The sequence below is a fragment of the Arthrobacter sp. GQ119 genome (assembly GCF_059759125.1).
Window position 1 is genome coordinate 119,637 of sequence record NZ_JCAXEA010000013.1, and the last position, 19,494, is coordinate 139,130.

Consider the following 19,494-nt stretch of genomic DNA (forward strand, 5'->3'; position numbering starts at 1 on the left):
AAGCCTAGGTCAGCGGGGCAGGCCGGCGTCGGACGGGGGCCAGCATGTGCACCAGCACCACCGCCGTCACCGATCCGGCCGCGATGATCGAGGCAAGCACCACAATCTGGAAACGCCCTGCCTCCAGGGGTGACAATCCGCCGAAGATGGCCCCCACAAAAGCTCCGGGCAGTGTAACCAGGCCGGTCGTCTTGGTCTGGTCAGTTGAGGGTATGAGGGCGGCGTGGCCCGCCCTGCGCGCCAGGTCGCGGGTGGCCTGGCGCGGAGTGGCGCCCAGTGCGAGCCAGCCCTCGACGAGGTCCCACCGGTCAATCACAGCCTCGTTGAACCGCCGGCCGGCGAGGGCGGCTATGGTCATCGTGTTGCCGATGACAATGCCGCCAATGGCCAGGGCGTAGCGGCTGGTGAGTTCAATGGACCCCGTGGCGAAGACGACGGCGAGCGACACGACGATGCCGGCCGCCATCGAGGAGGAGACCATTGCCAGGTGGGCCCAGCTCCAGCCGAGCCGGCGGGTGGCGGTCGCGGTGGCCACGAGGAACATGACGCCCAGAGCCATCGCCACCCAGGCGCCGCTGGTGATCACTGCTCCCAGGATCAGGCTCACCGCGGCAAGCTGTGCGGCGCCGAGGAGAATGGCAAGCGCCGGCGCAAAGGCCTGCGGGACGCGGAAGCCCGCGAGGACGCCCGCCGAAACAGCCATCAGGAGTCCAACGGCCAACAGTGTCGGGATCAGGGTGGCCAGTTCAGTCACCTGATTAGCCTAGCCGCCGGCTATAGCTGCGGGGGCCAATGCGACGGGGAACGATGGGGCAGCGAAGGACGGAGCCGTGAAGGGTCAGTTCCTGGGGGCCAGCAGCAGGTTGGTGATCCGCAAGGTGCAGAGCCGCTGGCCGGCGTCGTTGGTGATCAGCACCTCGTGGGTGGTGAGTGTCCCGCCGAGGTGGATGGGCGTCGCCGTAATGGTGATCTGGCCGCTGCGGGCTGACCTGTGGTGCGTGGCCGAGACGTCCACGCCGACCGCCGTCTTGCCCAGGGTGCTTGCATGGATCACTGCGGCCCAGGATCCCACAGCCTCACCGACGGCAAGTGAAGCGCCCCCGTGCAGCAGGCCGAATGACTGGCGGTTTCCCTCCACCGGCATCGTGGCGACCACACGGTCCACGGATTCCTCCAGGATCCTCACGCCCATCTTTTCGTCGAGTTCGCCAAGAGTGATCTTCCAGAGGTCCTGCGTTTTCTGTTCGGCGGTCTGCAGGTCTGCGTCGCGGGGCTCGGGCGTCATATTGCTCTCCTCAGAACGGTGGCGGATCCCGCCGGGACGTCCGGCCGGAGCGCAATGCTTCTAGTGTGCACCTCGGCACATTCATGTACTGTAGACATATTACCGAACGGACGGTCAGTAATGTGCTGGCCGGATTGCCGGATTGCCCGGATTCTTTGTTCCGCGTTGGAAGGACCCGTCAACGATGACCACAACCGCTACCGCTCCCCAGGCCACCCTGGACACAGTCGAGACCGTTCCCAGTTTTGTGCAGGATTCCTGGTGGACGCCCGACGCCGGCTCGGCAGCCTCCGCTGTCCCCGTGCGCGATGCGAGCACGGGGGAAATCCTGGCAAAGGTGAGCACCGAAGGACTCGACCTGGCCGCCGTCGTGGATTATGGACGCACCACGGGCCAGACGGAACTGGGCAAGCTGACATTCCACCAGCGGGCCCTCAAGCTCAAGGAGCTGGCGCAGTACCTGAATGCCCGCCGCGAGCACTTTTACACGTTTTCCGCGCAGACCGGCGCCACGAAGATCGACTCGATGATCGACATCGACGGCGGCATCGGCGTCCTGTTCACCTTCGGTTCCAAAGGTCGGCGCGAACTCCCGAACTCGCAGGTGGTGGTGGACGGGCCCATGGAGGTGCTGTCCAAGGACGGCTCGTTCGTGGGGGAGCACATCTACACTCGCATCCCTGGCGTGGCGGTACAGATCAACGCCTTCAACTTCCCGGTCTGGGGCATGCTCGAAAAGCTTGCCCCGGCATTCATCGCCGGTGTCCCCACGATTGTTAAGCCCGCCACCCCAACCGGCTACGTTGCCGCCGCCGTGGTGAAGGCGATCATCGAATCCAACATCCTGCCCAAGGGCTCGCTGCAGCTCATTTCCGGGTCAGTCCGCGGGCTGCTGGACGTGCTGGACTACCGTGACCTCGTGGCCTTCACCGGCTCCGCGTCCACCGCGCAGTCGCTGAAGTCGCACCCGAACGTGGTGCAGGGCGGCGTCCGCTTCACGTCCGAGACCGACTCCCTGAACGCGGCAATCCTCGGCCCTGATGCCGTGGAGGGCACGCCGGAGTTCGACGCCTTCATCAAGTCCGTTGTCACGGAAATGACCGTCAAGGCAGGCCAGAAGTGCACCTCTATCCGCCGCGCCATCGTGCCGGAGGAGCTGGTGCCGGCGGTGGTTTCCGCCGTCCGGGCCCGCGTGGAGCAGCGCGTGGTCCTCGGCGACCCCCGCGCCGAGGGCGTCACGATGGGCGCGCTCGCCTCTGTTGAGCAGCTCGCCGACGTCCGTGCCGCCGTGCAGGCCATGCTCGACGCCGGCGGTGAGCTCGCGTACGGAACGCTCGATTCGCCGTCGGTCACCAGCGCTGACGGAGCCAAGGGCGTGGTGGAGGGCGGCGCCTTCATGTCGCCGGTGCTGCTCAGCTGGGCCGACGCCGAGGCGGAGCAGGTCCACTCGGTGGAGGCCTTCGGTCCGGTTTCGTCGGTGATCGGGTACAAGGATCTTCCCGACGCCGTCCGCCTCGCCGCCCGTGGCGGCGGCTCGCTCGTCGCCTCGGTCTGCACGAACGATCCCGCCGTTGCCCGGGAGCTGGTCACGGGGATCGCCGCCCACCACGGCCGCGTGCTGATGCTCAACCGCGAGGACGCCCGCAGCTCCACCGGCCACGGCTCGCCGGTGCCGCACCTGGTCCACGGCGGACCCGGACGCGCCGGCGGCGGCGAGGAGCTGGGCGGCATCCGCTCGGTCATGCATCACATGCAGCGCACCGCCATTCAGGGTTCGCCCAATATGCTGACCGCCGTGACCGGGGTCTGGCACGCTGGTGCGGACCGCAACTTCACGGTGGAGACCGAGGGCGCGCACCCGTTCCGCAAGTCGCTCGAGACGCTGCGGATCGGCGACGCCGTCCGGTCCGGGCTGCGCGAGGTTTCGCTGGAGGACATCACGGCCTTCGCCAACTCCACCGGGGACACGTTCTATGCCCACACCAACCAGGAAGCGGCCGGAGCCAACCCGTTCTTCCCGGGCATCGTGGCACACGGCTACCTGCTGCTCAGCTGGGCCGCGGGACTGTTCGTGGAGGCCGCTCCGGGTCCTGTGCTGGCCAACTACGGCCTCGAGAACCTGCGCTTCATCACTCCGGTGGCGGCAGGGGATTCGATCCGCGTGACGCTCACGGCCAAGAAGATCACCCCCCGCGAGACGGACGAGTACGGCGAGGTGGCCTGGGACGCCGTCCTGACCAACCAGAACGACGAGATCGTGGCCACCTACGACGTCCTCACCCTCGTGGAGAAGTAACCCGTCATCCCTCACGTGCCGCAGGCGCAGCAATTTGCAGGATCTTTCGGCGGCGCCCGGGCATAAAATGTCCTCCGTAGGAGGTGGCAAAATGACCCTAGTACTAAATACAGCCACAACTGTCCTGCCCGTGGATGACAAAGAGCGCGCCCGTCGTTTTTACGCGGAAACACTTGGACTCCCTCATCGTGGCGTGGCAGACGACGGAAGCGAATTGTTCGGCAGTGCAGGCGGCCCCATGCTGCAGCTGATGCCGGTGAGGGATGGCAAGCATTCCGATCACACCACGTTGAGTTTCGAGGTCACCGACATCGAGCGGACGGTCCAGGACATGGAGTCCAAGGGCGTCCGGTTCCAGGACTATGACCGCCCGGATCTCAAGACCGAGAACCACATCTGTACAACCGACGCCGAGAAGTGCGCCTGGTTCATGGATACGGAAAATAACATCCTGTGCATCCATGAAAGCCTGGGGCGGCAGGCTGAATACCAGCTCTGACCGATTGCACTGCTCCCGCGGCAGTTTCCTGGCCCTTCCTCACCATGTGAGGGAGGGCTTGGTTTATGGCGGCGGGAGGTGAGGGAGGGTTCGGTTCAGGACCAGGGCGTGACGGGGTGCGGCTGGAGTTCACCGTCCACGGCGATGTCCGCGCGCTCGTTGAAGAAACAGACCAGCCCGTGGATCTGCTGGGCATCCAGGTACCGGGAATCATAGGCCCAGGCGATGTCCTTCCCGCGTTCCGAGCCGGGGAAGCTCCAGTACTTTGCCTCACCCTTGTACGGGCAGATGGTCCGGCGCGGGCTCGCGTCCAGCAGATCCAGGCGGACGTCCGCCGGCGGGATGTAGTAGCGGATGGGCAGCATGGTCTCGTAGAGCAGTTGGGCGCCCACAGTGTCGGCGAGTTTCACGCCGTCGAGCATTACCTCCACGCGCTGCAGTGTCGCCCGGATGTCGACCCGGTGGAACGGGTCGCGGGGGTGGCTGATGATTTCCTCCTCGTCCTCCTGCCAGTGGAAGGCCCGGAAATCCAGCACGGCATAGCCCGCAAGGTCAGGATCGGAGGGGCGGAAGGCTGCATGCGGGAGGGTGACGGCGGAGGCGTGGACGTCCAGTTCCTCGCCGGGAGCGGTGTGGCGCCGGAAGCCTGTCCGCGGGTCCAGCACCGGCGGCGCATCAGCCGTCAGGCGGACGGGATGCTCGTCCGGGCCGCTGCCGCCGCCCTCGGATGCGGGCGGCTCAAGCCGTGCCAGCAGGTCCCTTTCCGGAACGGCGTAGACCGGGGTGACCCGCTTGGGCTCCCAGACCAGGAGTGCCTCATGGGTATTGACGACGGGGCTTCCGTTCACGTCCGCGCGGATCCGTTTGGACGTGGGCTGGTAGCGAAGATCCGGAAATGCGCCGAAGAGAAGCTCGGACAGTTTCGTGGCCATGGGATCAGCGTGGGCTCAGGGTTGGCCGGCGTCAAGCGCCCCTGCCACTGGCCAAACGAGTGCACAGAAGGGGCTAGTGTGGGCCGCTTTTCAACACTTACCGTCGCTGTTACCTTGGTCAGACCCACAAACATGGAGGAAAGATGACCGATTCCCCAGAACAGAACGATTTGCCGCTTCCCGACTTCGATCACATCCCGTTGGGCACCCTGCCGTCTCGAATCCAGCCCTTGGACTCTGAGGGCGTTGAAGCTTTGCTTGCGTTCGAGCAAGCCCACGGAAATAGGCTGCCTGTAGTACAAGTCCTTGAAGCCAGGCTTGAAGCGCTGCGCGGCGGGGCCGAACCTAGCGGAACCCTACCGCAGGAGATGCCCGAGGTTAGCCAGGGACAAGGAGGATCGGCCGTTAGTCCGGCCACTGCAGGGCCGCCGGTTAATCCGCCCTCACATGGTGTTCCTACGAATCCTACCCAGCCCCGGACCTAAGCGAGCGCGTCTAAACGGCTCGAACATCCACAGACGGCTGGAGCCGGCTTTTGCCTATGCCTTCGCGTGGAGGCCGTCGAATGCCATCGTGATGAGGTCGTCGGCCAGTTTTTCGGGCGAGAGCGAGCCGCCCGGCTTGTACCACTCCACGATCGAGTTGATGGTGCCGAACAGGAGCCGGGTCACGGTGCGGGGGTCGATGTCCTGCCGCAGTGACCCCTCATCACGGGCCGCCGAAATCAGGGCCGCCACCTTATGGTCGAAGGCACGACGGCGTTCCATGGCGTTGCGTTCGATGTCCGTGTTGCCGCGCAGCCGCAGCAGCAGCGTGACGAACGGCAGCCGGTCCACCAGCACGGCGATGGTCTGGCGCAGCACGAACTCCAGCCGCGCGTCCGCGGCGCCGGATGTCGCCCCCGGCTCCTCGAGAATGGCCTCGAGGCCTCCGAGCGCGTGGTCAAGGGCGAGCTTCAGCAGATCGCCCTTGGACGGCACGTGGTGGTAGATTGCGGACTTTGAGATGCCGAGGTTCTCAGCAAGAATGCCCATGGATGTGGCATCGTAGCCGTGCCGGTTGAAGACATCGACGGCGATCAGCAGCACGGACTGCTGGTCGTATCCGGGACGGCCGCGCTTCGTGGGTGCTGCTGTGCTGGGCATACTGGCTATTTTCTCATGAACGTTCGGTAATCAGGGCCAAGGGTGCCAACAAAAGCGGCGGGCCACCCTGGGGCAGCCCGCCGCGGATGGGTGCCGGGCTCTCTATCCCTTCGGGCGCAGATCGTAGATCCGGCGCAGCTTGCCGCTGGAACGCTCGAGCGACCCGGGCTCCACCACATCCACCGTGCAGGAAGAACCCACGTGGATCTTGATCTGCTCGCGCAGGGTGCGGGCCGCCGTCGTGCTGGCCCCGGAGGTGACGTTCTCGCGGCGCTCGATCTTCACGGTCAGCTGGTCCATGCGCTGGCCTTCGGGCCGTGTGAGCACGAGCTGGAAGTGCGGGCTGAGCTCGGGGATGCGCAGCGCGATTTCCTCGATCTGGGACGGGAACAGATTCACGCCGCGGAGGATGATCATGTCGTCGCTGCGGCCCGTGATGCGGCCCATCCTGCGGTGCGCGGGGCGGGCGCTGCCGGGGAGCAGGCGCGTGAGGTCCTTGGTGCGGTACCGGATGATCGGCAGGGCTTCCTTGGTGAGCGAGGTGAAGACCAGCTCGCCGTGCTCACCGTCGCCCAGGACGTTTTCCTTGCCGGGCGCGGGGTTGAAGGGGTCGATGATCTCGGGGCGGAAGTGGTCCTCCCAGATGTGGCTGCCGTCCTGCGTCTCCACGCACTCACCGGCGACACCCGGGCCCATCACCTCGGACAGGCCGTAGATGTCGCAGGCCTTGATGTTCATGGTGACTTCGAGCTCGTGGCGCATCTCCTCGGTCCATGGCTCGGCGCCGAGCACGGCATACTTCAGTGACGTGGAGGTCGGGTCGATGCCCATGTGCGCCATGGCGTCGGCGATGGTCAGCAGGTATGTGGGCGTGGCCAGGATGGCGTCCGGCTCGAAGTCCTGGATCATCTGGATCTGGCGCTCGGTCTGGCCGCCGGACATCGGGATGACGGTGCAGCCCAGGGCTTCGGCGCCGGCATGCGCGCCGAGGCCGCCGGTGAAGAGGCCGTAGCCGTAGGCGTTGTGGACCTTCATGCCGGGGCGGACGCCGGAGGCACGGAGGCAGCGGGCCACGAGCTTGGCCCAGTCAGCCAGGTCCTGCTTGGTGTAGCCGACGACGGTGGGCCGGCCTGTGGTTCCAGAACTTGCGTGCACGCGGGCCACTTCGCTCTGCGGTACGGCGAACATGCCGAACGGGTACTCCTGCCGCAGGTCTTCCTTGGTGGTGAAGGGGAAGCTGCCGAGGTCGGAGAGCTCGCGGAGGTCTGAGGGGTGGATGCCGGCCTCGTCGAACTTGCGCTTGTACAGCGGCACGCGGTCGTAGGCGTACGCCACGGTGTGCTGAAGGCGGCTGAGCTGCAGTGCCTCGACCTGGTCCCGGGACATGGTCTCCTCCGGGTCCAGGGGCGCCTCGGTGGTGGAGGGGGCTGCGGCTCCGGAGGCGACGGTGGGTTCTGGGGCGTGGAGGGTCATGATTTGGTCCTAGTCTTGGGGATGGTGCGGCTGCGGCCGCGGAACTCGGCAATGAGCTCGCCGGGCTTGCCGGAATTGAGCTCGGAGCCGGGGTCGGCGGCGAAGATCTGGATGTCGTACAGGCCGCTGCGTCCGGTGCTGGAACGGCGTTCGGCGACGGCGGTAATCACCTGGCCCTGGAAAGCCGGCTTGAGGAAGTTGATGTCGACGCCGGAGGCAACAGTGATGCTGTCGGCTGCGGCGCCGTTGGTGTCTGCCGCCCCTGCGCCTGGGGTTTCCGCGCCGGCGGGCGGTGTGGCCGCGCCTTCAACCGGTGTGGCCTGGCCGGCAGCCGGGGTGGCTGGGTTGCAGGCGAGGGCGAAGGCGGTGTCAGCGAAGGCGAAGATCATTCCGCCGTGCGCCATTCCGAAGCCGTTGAGCATCTCCTGCCTGAGGGTCATGCGGATGGTGGCCTGCCCTTCGCCGAGGGCCAGGACCTCGATCCCCATCCACTCAGAGGCGTAGTCGTTTTCGAGGATCGGGTGGGTGAGTCCCGAAACTGTGGTTTCAGCCATGCGTCATTGCCTCCAGCTTTATTTACCGAATGTTCATTAGGTAATCCCATGGAGTGCCTTCATGTCAAGAGTGCGGACCAGCTGGAAGGGCCCCGCGTAGGCGATGACCACGAGCGCGGCCAGTACATGGAGCAGCGCCAGGGTCCACCACAGCGTGAGGTAATGGGGGCCGGCGAGGGCTGGAAAAATCAACGCTCCGGAGGTGTTGAACGTCGCGTGGAAGATCATGCAAAGTGGCACGCTCCCGGTACTGCTGGCGGAGCGTCCCTCTGGAACAAGGTGGCTGACGGCCGAGTAACCGGTGCTGTTGTAAATCCAGGCCAGCAGTACGGATTGGGCGATGATCATGAGCATGAACGGAACCGGCGGCCGCTGCCCGGCGGGGTCCGCCACCAGTTCCGGCAAATGCCACATCGCCCATACGACGCCCAGGAGGAGGGCTGCTCCGAGGGCGGTGTGGTTCCGCTGCATCAGGGGCAGGGCGTAGCCGCGCCAGCCAAGCTCCTCGAACAAACCCACGATCACGAGGGTCGACGCGAAGGTGCCGAGCAGTATGAACCAGCCGGGATTCGGCGCGAGATCCGGCACAGGGGCGCCGCCGGCCACGGTCAGGCCTGCGGCTGCCATCACGAGGAGCCAGGGCAGCCCGAGGGCCACGGCATACCACCGCACCGGGACGCGCCAACGTGCCAGCTGGCGCAGCAGCTGGTAAAGGCCGCTCTTTCCGCCCGAGAGAATAGCGATCAGTGCGGCGGCCGCCGCCGGTCCGAACGGAATCAGTGGGGAGCTCTGCGGATTCAACAGGGTCAGCGGCCAGGCCAGCCATGAGATGAGGAACGCCAACGCAAAGAACAGCTTGAGCCGCCGTTGTGCCGGCCAGGAGTGCCGGCTGTGCGCAGCTGGGATGGCCCGCCGTACCCGGCGGCCGAGTCCGCCCCGGCTGCTCGACGTGCCCCGGCTGCTCGGCATGCCTTGGGCGCTCGGCGTGCTCTGGGCGCGCCGGCCGCGCCAGCCCTGCACACCGATCCGCGTGGGATGGTGCTTGTCGGCGCGTGGATGGTGGGCCACGTCAGGCCTCCTCCGGCGGGCGGTTCCACAACCGCTCCGCGGGGTGCTTCTTGATGGGGGACGCCGGCGCGGCGCGGGAAGCGGCAGGAAAAGCAGGAGAATGCATGAGCAAAACCGTCATTCCGAGTCGCCTGCAGGGGACAGGGTATCGAGGCGCTCGCCCGCCTCGACCCCGAAGGAGCGCTGAGCCGCCGACGTGGGGATCAACACCATTGTCTGCTCCCGAAAGACCTCGAACAAGTGAAAGTATGGAGGGGCGGCGGGCTCCGGTGGTTCAGCGGTCCATCCCGGGGTACTTCCCATGGAGCACGTCCAACGCAGGACGCAGGACCTTCCAACCAGAGGACTTGATGATGGCCAAAGGGATTTATGTCAGTGCGACCACCCCGGGTTCGGGGAAATCGCTCGTAGCGCTGGGCCTGGCGGACACGCTGCACCGGCACGCGGACCGGATCGGATTCTTCAAGCCGGTGGTCCACGGCGACGACGCCGGCGGGGATCCCATGGTGGCGCTGATGAAATCCCGCTTCGACCTCGACGACCGGCGCTGCCGCGGGGGCCTGACGTTCGCCGAAGTGCGCGGCCTCCTGGCCGAGGGCAGGCGCGAGGACATCGACGGCCGTTGCGTGGAGATCTTCGCTGAGATGGGCCGGCACTGCGATGTGATCATAGTGGAGGGGACGGACCTGACCGGCCACGACGCCGCCGTCGAGTTCGACCTCAACGCCCGCCTCGCCAACAACCTGGCCGTGCCCGTGGTGGCCGTGGTGGGCGCCAAGGGGCGCAGCGTCGCAGAGGCGGCCGCCGCCGTCGACGTCGCCCGCAAGGAGCTGAGCGCTGAGAAATGCTCCCTGCTGGCCATGATGGTGAACCGCGCGGATCCCGCGGACGTGGACGCGATTGCCGCCGCGGTGAAGCCCGGGGCGTCCGGCCGCCCAGTCTACATTTTCCCGGAGCTGGAGGACATCGCGCGCCCCACCACGGGCGAGGTATGCGCCGCCCTCGGGATCGGGCAGATCGCCGGCCGGGCCGACATGGAACGCGACGTCCGGGACGTCAAGGTCGCGGCCATGAGCGTGGGCAACTTCCTGAACGTGCTCGACGACGGCGCCCTGGTGATCGTGCCGGGTGACCGGGCGGACGTGATGGTGGCCTGCCTGGCGTCGTCGTTCTCGCCGGAATTCCCGGTGCCGTCGGGGCTGATCCTCACCGGCGGGCTGGCCCCGGACGCCAACATCTACCCCCTGCTGGCCTCGGCCCCGTTCCCGGTATTCGCCACCACCGATGACACGTACACCACCGCCCGCCGGGTCTCGGAAGTGCGGAGCGAGATCTGGAGCGGGCACCGCCGGAAGGTGGCGTCGGCCCTGGGACTCTGGTCCCGGCAAGTGGACGAGGCCGAGATCCTCGAGCGCCTGCACCTGCCCCGGCCCGAACGCATGACCCCGCTGCGGTTCCTGCATGACCTCATTGAACGGGCCAGGTCCCAGCGCCGCCACATTGTCCTCCCGGAGGGCACGGACCCGCGCATCCTGCGGGCCGCTGAAATCCTGCACCGCCGGGACGTCTGCGACCTCACCCTGCTGGGCCGTGAGGCGGACATTAGGGAGCTTGCGGCAAGCCGGGGCATTGATCTCTCCGGCATCAACATCGTGGACCCCGCCACGTCGGAGCTGCGCCGGGACTTTGCCGCCAGGTACGCGGAGCTGCGGGCGCACAAGGGCGTGGACCTGGCACGGGCGCTGGAGGTCATGCAGGACGAAAGCTACTTCGGCACCATGATGGTCCAGCTGGGCGTGGTGGACGGCATGGTCTCCGGCGCCGCGCACACCACTGCCCACACGATCCGCCCGGCGCTGGAGTTCGTGAAGACCCGGGAGGGCGTGAAGATCGTCTCCTCGGTTTTCCTCATGCTCATGCCGGACCGGGTGCTGGTGTACGGTGACTGCGCGGTGAACCCGGATCCCAACGTGGAGCAGCTCGCGGATATCGCGCTGGCCTCCGCGGAGACTGCGGCCCAGTTCGGCGTCGAGCCGCGCGTGGCCATGCTGTCCTATTCCACCGGAGGCTCGGGCTCCGGCGAGGCCGTGGAGGAGGTGCGGCAGGCCACCGACCTGGTCCGGAACCGCCGCCCGGACCTCGCCGTCGAAGGTCCCATCCAGTACGACGCCGCGGTGGACGCGTCGATCGCCGCGTCCAAGATGCCGGGTTCGTCCGTCGCCGGGCAGGCAACCGTGTTCATCTTCCCGGACCTGAACACCGGCAACAACACGTACAAGGCGGTGCAGCAGAGCTCCGGGGCTGTCGCCGTCGGGCCCGTCCTGCAGGGGCTGCGGAAGCCGGTCAACGACCTCTCCCGCGGCTGCACCGTGGAGGACATCGTCAATACCGTGGCCATTACCGCGATCCAGGCCCAGATGCCGGAACAGCAGGCCCCGGCAGCGGCACCCGTCCCATCCGCAGAAGCCAAGGCTTAGGAGGCCCCATGCTCGTGCTCGTCATCAACTCCGGCTCGTCCTCGCTCAAGTACCAGGTGCGTGATGTGGCGTCCCACAGCATCCTCACCGAAGGGCTGATCGAGAGGATCGGCATGTCCACCGGCGGCCAGGGCGACGGCGAGGTGGTCGGTCCCGCCGACCATGCCGAGGCGCTCGAACTGGTGGACGCGGCGATTCATGAGGTGCTCGGCGGCCGGGAGCTGGATGCGGTGGGACACCGTGTGGTGCACGGCGGGGAACGCTTCGGCGAGCCCGTGCTGATCGACAACGAGATCACCCGGGCCATTGAGCGGCTCAACCCGCTGGCGCCGCTGCACAACCCCGCCAACGTGCTGGGCATCCGCGCGATTTCGAAGAAGTGGCCCGACATGCCGCAGGTGGCGGTGTTCGATACGGCCTTCCACCGCAGCCTGCCCGAGCACGCCTGGCGCTACGCCGTCCCGGACGAGCTCTACACGAACCACGGCATCCGCCGCTACGGTTTCCACGGCACCTCGCACGAATACGTCACCCATCAGGCTGCCGGGCTGCTGGACATTCCGGTGGAAGAGTTCGACGGCGTGATCGCCCACCTGGGGAACGGCGCCTCGGTCACGGCGATCCGGGGCGGGAAGTCCGTGGACACGTCGATGGGCTTTACTCCGCTCGAAGGCCTCGTGATGGGCACCCGCTCCGGCGACCTTGACCCGTCCATCCTCGTGTTCCTGGCACGCACCGGCTGGAACGCCGAGGACCTCGACACCATGCTGAACCGCGAATCCGGGCTCAAGGGCCTGGCCGGCAACAACGACATGCGCTCCGTGGTGGAGGCATCCGAGGCCGGCGATGCCCGGGCGGCCACGGCGCTCGCCGTGACCTCCTACCGGCTCGCCAAGTACATCGGCGGCTACCACGTGGCTGTGGGCGGGGCGAAGGCGCTGGTGTTCACCGCGGGGATCGGCGAGAACTCGCATCAGTTCCGCGCGCTGGTGGGGGAGCGGCTTGGTGCGCTGGGGATTGAGCTCGACGCCGGCCTGAACGGCGAGCGGTCCAAGGAACCCAGGGTGATTTCCACCGCGGCCTCGCTCATCCCGGTGCTGGTGGTGCCCACGGACGAGGAGCGCGCGATCGCGGAGGCCACAGCGGCGGTTGTCGCTGGCTGAGCACGTCTGGCCCGTCCGCTGGTTCAGCCGGGCCAGACGTCCTGCGTCGCCAGGCGCTTCGTGAACTCAGCCTCGGGCAGGGGCCGGCTGAAGTAGTAGCCCTGTCCGCTGATGCCCCCCGTGCTCCGCAGGTGCTCGGCCTGCTCCGCGTTTTCCACGCCCTCCCACACGGCCTCGAGTCCGCACGCCCGAATCAGCTGCAGGATGGCCGCTATCAGGGCAGGCTGCGCAGGGTCGCTGCCCAGGGCGGAAAGGAGCGTGCGGTCCACCTTGACCCGGTCCACAGGCAGCCGCCGCAGGTAGCTGATCGAGGAATATCCGGTGCCGAAGTCGTCGATCTCGAGGCCCACTCCGAGTTTGCGCAGGCTGGCCAGCGTGTAGCGGTCCAGTTCGTTGCCTTGGATGATGGCACCCTCGGTCAGCTCCAGGACGAGCAGCGCGGGGTCCATGTCGTTGGCGCTCAAGGCGTCGCGGACATCCTCGATGAACTCAAGGCGCTGAAGATCGGCCGCAGAGATGTTGATCCGCATGGAGAAATCGTGCCTGCTGGTTTCGGGGGCCATCCGCCAGCGCCGCAGCTGCTCCACGGAGGCCTTGAGGACCCATTTGCCCAGCTCGGAGATGAGGCCCGTTTCCTCGGCGATGGGGATGAACTCGTCCGGCATGATGAGGCCGCGGGTGGGATGTTGCCAGCGGACCAGCGCTTCCACGCCTTCGATCCTGCCGCTGGCAAGTTCAATGACGGGCTGGTAGAACAGCACCAGCTGCGACCCGGTGATGGCCTGGCGGAGTTCCCCCACCAACTGGTTCCGAAGCTGCCGTGCATGGAGCATGGCCGGTTCGAACACCCGCAGTTTGCTGCGGCCGTCCGCCTTCGAAGCGTACATCGCGATGTCGGCTTCCATGAGAAGGTCCTCGGACGTCTCGCCGCGGTCCGCGATGCGAAGGCCCACGCTGGCGCCGCACCGGATGGTCTTGCCATCCACGTCGATGGTTCCGCTGAGGGCCTCAAGGATCCGGGTTCCCACCACCTTGGCCTGGGCGGGCGAGCTCGCAGGGAGCAGAACGGCAAATTCGTCGCCTCCCAGCCGGGCTACCATGTCGCCCTCACGGACCGAGCTTCGGATCCGATTCCCTACTTCGGTCAGTACGTGGTCGCCGATTGAATGGCCAAGCGAATCATTAATGCTCTTGAAGGCGTCAAGGTCCAGCAGCAGCAGTGCCGGCGGCAGCCCGTCGTCCTCCGCTTGCGCCTGGGCCTCGTTTACAGCACTGACCAGCGCAGAGCGGTTGTAGAGGCCGGTCAGGGGATCGGTGAGCGCCATCCGTTGCAGCTCCAGGTGGGCGGCCCTGAGCATCCGGGTGCGTGTTTCCACGCGCTGCTCCAGTTCCTCGTAGATCATCTGAAGGTCTTCAGCGAGCAGGTTGGTGCCCATGATCACGGCGTCGAGCTCGTCCCTCGCCTCTGAAATCTCAATGCGGGAATGCAGCTCACCCGCCGCGAGCCGCACTATGCCGTCGAGGAGCCGCCCGAGCCGGGGATCGCGGTCATCAAACATTTTCGTCACTAAGCCGCGTCCGGACCGGCCAACCAGTCGAGGGCTTCACGGTCCGAGGTGAAGTATTCCGCCCGGGCTGAGGGGAATTCTGCGCCGAGGAGAAAATGCCCAAGCAGCCGGTCCACGGGGCTTTCGCCGACAAGAGCCCAGGCGGACACACCGTCAATAGCCGCGAAGGTGGCCCGCGCCGTGCGGGTCACTGATGCTATGCCGGTGAGATGAAGTACGACGGCGGACCTCCGGTCTCCGACACGTTCACTGATCTGCTGGCGCAGTTGAGCGATGGTGGCCGCAGTGAGCTCCGCGCCCTTAGGCAGCACCGCCAGGACGGCCAGGTTCGGCAGTACCGTGCAGGCAATGCCGGGGGCCATTGGATGCTTTGATGTGTCCGGCGTTCTCGAACGTGCGACGGGATCCGTCGTTGCTTCTGACACTTATCCCCCCTGAAGGAACCGCTGCTGACGCTTGATGGAGACGAGGTAGTCCCGCACCGTGGCGCTCCGCTCCGTTGCGGCAGCCGTATCGAACAGCGTAGCCGCCTCTTCAAGAATCTGCAGTGATTCAGTGTCGTTTCCCTGCTCCATCATGGCTTTGCCCAGGATGAAGGCAGCCTCTGCGGCTGTGTGGCTGGCGAGGATGTGGAACTTGCTGCGGACGGGTGCCAGGATTTGTACCGCAGCGTCAAGGTCCCCGGTGACGTAGTACCAGTGACCGCGGACCAGCGCCATCTCCAGGAGGTCGCGCTCGCTGCCGCCCACCACCTCAGTAGCCAGTTCTGCGCGTTCGATGCAGCGGAGTGTGGCACCGTCACTGAGCTGGGCCTTCAGCCGCATGTCAGCCGAGGCGCGGTTGAAGCGCGCCCACAGGTCCACATCCCGCGACGGGGAGAGCCTTTCTGCGGCCATATCGTGGTACTCGCTGCCTTCGGCGGCCCGCTGCGTGAGGAAGGCGACGTTGCCGACCACCCAGTAGGCCTTGCCAGCCGTGTCCTCGTCAACGATGTCGGTGAGCAGCGACTCCAGCACCAGGCACTCCCGCCACGCCTCCGCCAACCGACCGCTTTCGGCGAGGGCGGCAATGAGGGCCTGCTGCGCCTGGATGTGAAGGTAGACATTCTCGAAGTCGCCGGCCACCAGGCCGGCGGCCACCGAGGCCGACTCGACAGCTTCGGGAAGTTTGCCCAACGCCTGCAACGATTGGGCGAGCAGGATGTGGGCGCGGGCGCCCAGATCCGGGACGGAAGCGGAAACCGGATGAGCGGCCAGCTTGTGTGCCAGCAGTTCACATTCCTCAAAGGAGCCCTGGTCCCGGAGGCATTCAGCCTGCAGCAGCACCATCTTCCACCACCGGTGTTCGTCACCCGCTGCAATGGCGAGTTCCGAGGCATGGCCTGCTTGCGTGTAACCGGCAACGTAGTCGCGCCGTTTCCAGCTTTCACGGGCCTCCAGCTCGGCAATCACGAACGGCGACAAATCTTGAGACATCGGCATGATTTCAATTATCCATGGACTGGACGTTGCGTCATTACGGCCACAGGTTACACGGACTTGTTACGGGCTTTTCTTTTTATAAAGAGCTTGGATTTTCACTAGCAGATAATCCTTGTAAAAACCTTGCAGAAACTTGAGGAAAGAACCGTATACTGACGCCGTAACCGTATGCACCTCACTATAGGAAAGGATCAGCGGAATGAAGAAATTTGCCGCAACACTCTTGATGGCCGGCATCCTGGCGGTAGCAGGTTTCGCTGCTCCTGCCAATGCCGCGCCGAAGAAGGACAAGGACACCACCACGTCCTCATCCCAGACCACCACCGTCAGCTACTCCACCATCGGCTCGTGGCCCAACTAATTCCGGTCTCTACGTAAAGACGCACTAAAACTGCCCCGGGCTTTATGCTCCCGGGGCAGTTTTATTTTGCATCCTGTATGGCTGTTTGGAGTCCGCCGCTCCCCGAAGAGTCGCTACTGTTCAGGTCCGGCGACCGGCAGATAAACCGACACTGTGGTTCCCGAACCAAGTGATGACTTCATCTCAAGGGAGCCATTGTGGCGCCGCACAATATCGTAGGCTATTGCCAAACCGAGGCCGCTGCCGGGCACCGCCGCAGAGGAAGCGTTTGACGCCCTATAGAAGCGCGTAAAGACCTTGGCAATTTCCTGCTCGGGAATTCCGACGCCGGTGTCCGCGACCCGAACGACGGCCGACGGGCTTCCGTCCCCGGCGGGAGCCAGCATGACACTGATACTGATCCTCCCGCCGTCGGGCGTGAACTTGATGGCGTTCGCCACGATATTGGTGAAGACCTGTTCGAGTTGCGTTTCGTCCGCCCGGATCTTCACGTCCTCGTGGGAATCGGCGCCCATGATCACCACGTTGCGCGCTTCAGCCAGCGGGCGCAGTGCGGCAACCACGATTCTCAGAACCTGGCCCAGCTCCACGTGCTTGAGGTGCAGGCGCCCGGAACCATCCTGCTGCGACACGGTGAGCAGATCCTCGATGAGCCGCCGCAGCCGGTCCGAGTTCCTTGAGATGACCTCCATCATGGATTCAATGCCCGGCGGTACCGGACCGCCGGCGCCGTCGCGGATCATGTCGAGGTAGGCGGTGATGGAGGTCAGCGGGGTGCGGAGCTCATGGTTAACGGTGGCGAGGAAGTCGGTTTTGGCCTTATCCAGTTCCCGGAGCTGCTGCAGGACCTGCACCTGTGCGCTGATGAGATGGCCCTGGATCAGGCTGTGCGCCAGATTTCCTGCAACGTGCTGGACAAGGGCGATTTCGGCGCGAGTCCACTCGCGTGGTGTGTCCAGCTGCGCGATCCAAATGATGCCGAGCGCCGAGTCGTTGTCGCCGACAGGGACCAGGACGGACGAGCGCGCATTGGCGGGCCCGAACCATTCCTGCAGCCCTTCGGTGCGGGGCGGTGCGGGTTCCGCCTGGTGGTCGGCCACCGCGAGGACCTCGGCCTCGGACCACAGGCACTTGGCCAGGTCCCGGGCAGCATCCTCGTAGGAGCCGAGCGAGTCCGGAAGCTGTGGCAGGCCCTGCCTGCACCACTGCGAGGTGATCCGGGGGACTCGGGGATCCTGGAAACTGGTGAACCAAACGTGGTCCGCGCCGAGCGACTCGCCAAAGCCCCGGACCAGGTGCCCGGCCATTTGCTGCGGGCTGTTGGTGCCGCGGATGGCCGCGGAGACGTTGCGCAGGCTTTCGCGCAGGGCCTCGGCCTCCCCCCTGATTCGGCGGCGTTTCTGTGCCCGCGCGATCAGGGTTTCCACGCGGTGGACCAGTTCCTGCGCGCTGGCGTTTCGGGCAATGTAATCAGCAGCGCCCCAAGGCTCCAGCTGGGACAGGTCGAAGTCGTCCGTGAGGTCTACGAGGAGCAGCACCGGCGTGCCCTCCCAGGAAAATTCATCCGTCAGGCGGGGATCAAGCACCACGATGGCGGCATCCGTCCGGGCCAGCTCCATGGCGAGCGTCCCGCCGTCGGCCGCTGAATGGACAGTAAAGCCGGCAGCAGTGAGGACGCTTCCCGTGGCGGCCAGCAGGTCCGCATCAGGAATTGCGACCACAGCTACCCGCGGTCCGGAAACACTCTCCCCCGGTGCCTTTACCACTATGCCCCCCGTGTTGCGCGTCGTCGTGCGGCTACCGTGATTTTCGACTCACATTATCAGCCTCGGACCGCCATTGGCCGCGGCCGGGGCGGACGGTAGCTTGATAACTGTCTCGTCAACACCGTGGGGGTCTCAATAATGAATGCCGATGTCAGCGGCCGGAACACGCTGTTTGATCTGATCCTGGACGCCGAAGGCCTCCTTCGGCTGACCTGGGCTCGTGGTTCCAGAATCACCGAAGCGGATGCGGAATCCGCCATGGAGGAGGTGAATGCCCTCTGCGGCGTAAACCGCCACCCCATGCTCGTGGACATGGCCACAACCGCGGAGGTGAGCCGCGGAGCGCGTACCGTGTTCGGGCGCCCCTGCCAGGCGTCGAGGATCGCGCTGCTCGGCTCCTCGCCCGTGGATCGGGTGCTCGCCAACTTTTTTCTGGGCATCAACAAGGTTCCGTGCCCCACGAAGTTCTTCACCTCGGAGCGTGACGCCCTGGCCTGGCTCAAAGTCACGTAACGGGCAGCGGCCATTCCCCATCGGCTGCTCCGGCCGGCTGTTCCAGCCGGCTGTTCAGGGTGCCGCGGTCAGCGGGCCTGGAGCACGGAGAAGTATCCCGGGATCCGTTCCGGCTCGGTGGAGGTCAGCGGGCGGGTTTCGATGACGGTTGGCCCGTCCTCCACCACATCCCAGCGGGCCTCGGGGAAAGCCCGTACGCGCTGGGCCGGCCCGAAGCGTCCGGGCATCGGCAGGCCGCGGATCGCAGCCGCGAGGGGCGCCGGTATGCCGTGGCGCGTGGCACCAAGATGGCTGACGTACTCGACGGCGTTGCCCCGGAAGTCTGTTTCGGCAAGGAAGACGCGGCCGTGCTTGCCCACCAGCTGGTGCAGCTGCTCGGCGAGGGCAGCCCGGGCGCGGGGTTTCAGCACGTGGAGGACACCGCGGATGAAGATGTTGGCGTCCCCCGGTATGCCGGCGGCGTCCAGAGCCGCGGCGGCGAAGCGTGCGGCTCCCGGCGCTGTCATGTCCGCTGTCAGGAAGGAGATGCCCTCCATTCCCTCGGATTCTGCGCGGGCACGGGAAATGGCGCTGTCGGCCACGTCCACGCCCAGAACGTGGGGGAAGTGGGCCGCCAGCCGACGGCTGAACGCCCCGTCGCCGCAGCCGATGTCCACGATGGGAAGCTCCGGGTGCATCTGCCGTTTCAGGTGTTCCAGGTGGCCGAGCAGTTCGTGGTCGTCGCCGGAGTCCCACAAGACGTCTCCTTGGGCGCCGGTGCTGGTGACGTTGGCCCAGTACTGGTCCCAGGCCGCATGCGGATCCTTCGGCGCCTCGGCGGACAGCTTCACGAGTCGGGGGACCAGCAAGTATTTCTTCAGGGATGAGAGCACGGTCCAAATATAGGGCTATTTTGCCGGAGCCATGTGACGGA

The 19,494-nt window shown here is 66.0% G+C and carries 19 protein-coding genes; 7 read left to right on the forward strand and 12 right to left on the reverse strand.

What is annotated here, in order from left to right; all coding sequences use genetic code 11:
* Window positions 1–4: 4 nt before the first annotated feature.
* On the reverse strand, window positions 5–754 hold the full coding sequence (locus AC6CH3_RS13540) for an ABC transporter permease (protein WP_498132929.1): 750 nt from the start codon (window positions 752–754) through the stop codon (window positions 5–7).
* Between the two features lie 84 nt (window positions 755–838).
* On the reverse strand, window positions 839–1,285 hold the full coding sequence (locus tag AC6CH3_RS13545) for a PaaI family thioesterase (protein WP_498132930.1): 447 nt from the start codon (window positions 1,283–1,285) through the stop codon (window positions 839–841).
* A 184-nt stretch (window positions 1,286–1,469) separates the two neighbouring features.
* On the opposite strand from AC6CH3_RS13545, the gene paaZ reads away from it, so the two are divergent.
* Window positions 1,470–3,581 (forward strand): phenylacetic acid degradation bifunctional protein PaaZ, encoded by a 2,112-nt coding sequence (gene paaZ, locus AC6CH3_RS13550; RefSeq protein WP_498132931.1) that lies wholly within the window; start codon window positions 1,470–1,472, stop codon window positions 3,579–3,581.
* 91 nt (window positions 3,582–3,672) lie between these two features.
* On the forward strand, window positions 3,673–4,080 hold the full coding sequence (locus AC6CH3_RS13555) for a VOC family protein (protein ID WP_498132932.1): 408 nt from the start codon (window positions 3,673–3,675) through the stop codon (window positions 4,078–4,080).
* A 95-nt stretch (window positions 4,081–4,175) separates the two neighbouring features.
* Here the strand turns inward: AC6CH3_RS13555 and AC6CH3_RS13560 are convergent, their stop codons facing one another.
* Window positions 4,176–5,012 (reverse strand): DUF427 domain-containing protein, encoded by an 837-nt coding sequence (locus tag AC6CH3_RS13560; protein ID WP_498132933.1) that lies wholly within the window; start codon window positions 5,010–5,012, stop codon window positions 4,176–4,178.
* 143 nt (window positions 5,013–5,155) lie between these two features.
* Here AC6CH3_RS13560 and AC6CH3_RS13565 point away from each other — a divergent pair, with 143 nt between their 5' ends.
* Window positions 5,156–5,497: a DUF8129 domain-containing protein gene (locus tag AC6CH3_RS13565; protein ID WP_498132934.1), complete on the forward strand. Its 342-nt coding sequence runs from the start codon at window positions 5,156–5,158 to the stop codon at window positions 5,495–5,497.
* 54 nt (window positions 5,498–5,551) lie between these two features.
* On the opposite strand, the gene AC6CH3_RS13570 is transcribed toward AC6CH3_RS13565, so the two are convergent.
* The 4 genes from AC6CH3_RS13570 to AC6CH3_RS13585 form a co-directional block, all read right to left on the reverse strand.
* Complete coding sequence (locus AC6CH3_RS13570) at window positions 5,552–6,157, reverse strand: TetR/AcrR family transcriptional regulator (RefSeq protein WP_498132935.1); 606 nt, start codon at window positions 6,155–6,157, stop codon at window positions 5,552–5,554.
* A 102-nt stretch (window positions 6,158–6,259) separates the two neighbouring features.
* Window positions 6,260–7,630 (reverse strand): phenylacetate--CoA ligase PaaK, encoded by a 1,371-nt coding sequence (paaK, locus tag AC6CH3_RS13575; RefSeq protein WP_498132936.1) that lies wholly within the window; start codon window positions 7,628–7,630, stop codon window positions 6,260–6,262.
* The gene (locus AC6CH3_RS13580) at window positions 7,627–8,184 is read right to left on the reverse strand and encodes a hotdog fold thioesterase (RefSeq protein WP_498132937.1); all 558 of its coding nucleotides are present in this window, start codon (window positions 8,182–8,184) and stop codon (window positions 7,627–7,629) included. The genes paaK and AC6CH3_RS13580 overlap by 4 nt, the downstream gene beginning before the upstream one ends.
* Window positions 8,185–8,220: 36 nt before the next feature.
* On the reverse strand, window positions 8,221–9,252 hold the full coding sequence (locus tag AC6CH3_RS13585; protein WP_498132938.1) for a CPBP family intramembrane glutamic endopeptidase: 1,032 nt from the start codon (window positions 9,250–9,252) through the stop codon (window positions 8,221–8,223).
* Between the two features lie 353 nt (window positions 9,253–9,605).
* Between AC6CH3_RS13585 and pta the strand changes: the two genes are divergently transcribed.
* Entirely contained in the window at window positions 9,606–11,729 is a 2,124-nt protein-coding gene (pta, locus tag AC6CH3_RS13590; protein ID WP_498132939.1) for a phosphate acetyltransferase, read from the forward strand.
* 8 nt (window positions 11,730–11,737) lie between these two features.
* Window positions 11,738–12,892 carry an acetate kinase gene (locus tag AC6CH3_RS13595; protein ID WP_498132940.1) on the forward strand — a complete coding sequence of 385 codons (1,155 nt, stop codon included), beginning with the start codon at window positions 11,738–11,740 and terminating at the stop codon, window positions 12,890–12,892.
* Between the two features lie 23 nt (window positions 12,893–12,915).
* Here AC6CH3_RS13595 and AC6CH3_RS13600 read toward each other — a convergent pair whose 3' ends face one another.
* The 3 genes from AC6CH3_RS13600 to AC6CH3_RS13610 form a co-directional block, all read right to left on the reverse strand.
* Window positions 12,916–14,451, reverse strand: a complete 1,536-nt coding sequence (locus tag AC6CH3_RS13600; RefSeq protein WP_498132941.1) for a putative bifunctional diguanylate cyclase/phosphodiesterase — start codon at window positions 14,449–14,451, stop codon at window positions 12,916–12,918.
* An 8-nt stretch (window positions 14,452–14,459) separates the two neighbouring features.
* A complete protein-coding gene (locus AC6CH3_RS13605; RefSeq protein ID WP_498132942.1) occupies window positions 14,460–14,822 on the reverse strand; it encodes a DUF7793 family protein in 363 nt (120 codons plus the stop codon).
* Between the two features lie 63 nt (window positions 14,823–14,885).
* Window positions 14,886–15,935 (reverse strand): hypothetical protein, encoded by a 1,050-nt coding sequence (locus AC6CH3_RS13610; protein WP_498132943.1) that lies wholly within the window; start codon window positions 15,933–15,935, stop codon window positions 14,886–14,888.
* A gap of 205 nt (window positions 15,936–16,140) precedes the next feature.
* Here AC6CH3_RS13610 and AC6CH3_RS13615 point away from each other — a divergent pair, with 205 nt between their 5' ends.
* A complete protein-coding gene (locus tag AC6CH3_RS13615; RefSeq protein ID WP_498132944.1) occupies window positions 16,141–16,302 on the forward strand; it encodes a hypothetical protein in 162 nt (53 codons plus the stop codon).
* A 113-nt stretch (window positions 16,303–16,415) separates the two neighbouring features.
* Here AC6CH3_RS13615 and AC6CH3_RS13620 read toward each other — a convergent pair whose 3' ends face one another.
* A complete protein-coding gene (locus AC6CH3_RS13620; RefSeq protein ID WP_498132945.1) occupies window positions 16,416–18,023 on the reverse strand; it encodes an ATP-binding response regulator in 1,608 nt (535 codons plus the stop codon).
* Window positions 18,024–18,206: 183 nt separating this feature from the next.
* Between AC6CH3_RS13620 and AC6CH3_RS13625 the strand changes: the two genes are divergently transcribed.
* Window positions 18,207–18,581, forward strand: a complete 375-nt coding sequence (locus AC6CH3_RS13625) for a DUF7793 family protein (RefSeq protein WP_498132946.1) — start codon at window positions 18,207–18,209, stop codon at window positions 18,579–18,581.
* Window positions 18,582–18,649: 68 nt separating this feature from the next.
* On the opposite strand, the gene AC6CH3_RS13630 is transcribed toward AC6CH3_RS13625, so the two are convergent.
* Complete coding sequence (locus AC6CH3_RS13630; RefSeq protein ID WP_498132947.1) at window positions 18,650–19,453, reverse strand: class I SAM-dependent methyltransferase; 804 nt, start codon at window positions 19,451–19,453, stop codon at window positions 18,650–18,652.
* Window positions 19,454–19,494: the final 41 nt, after the last annotated feature.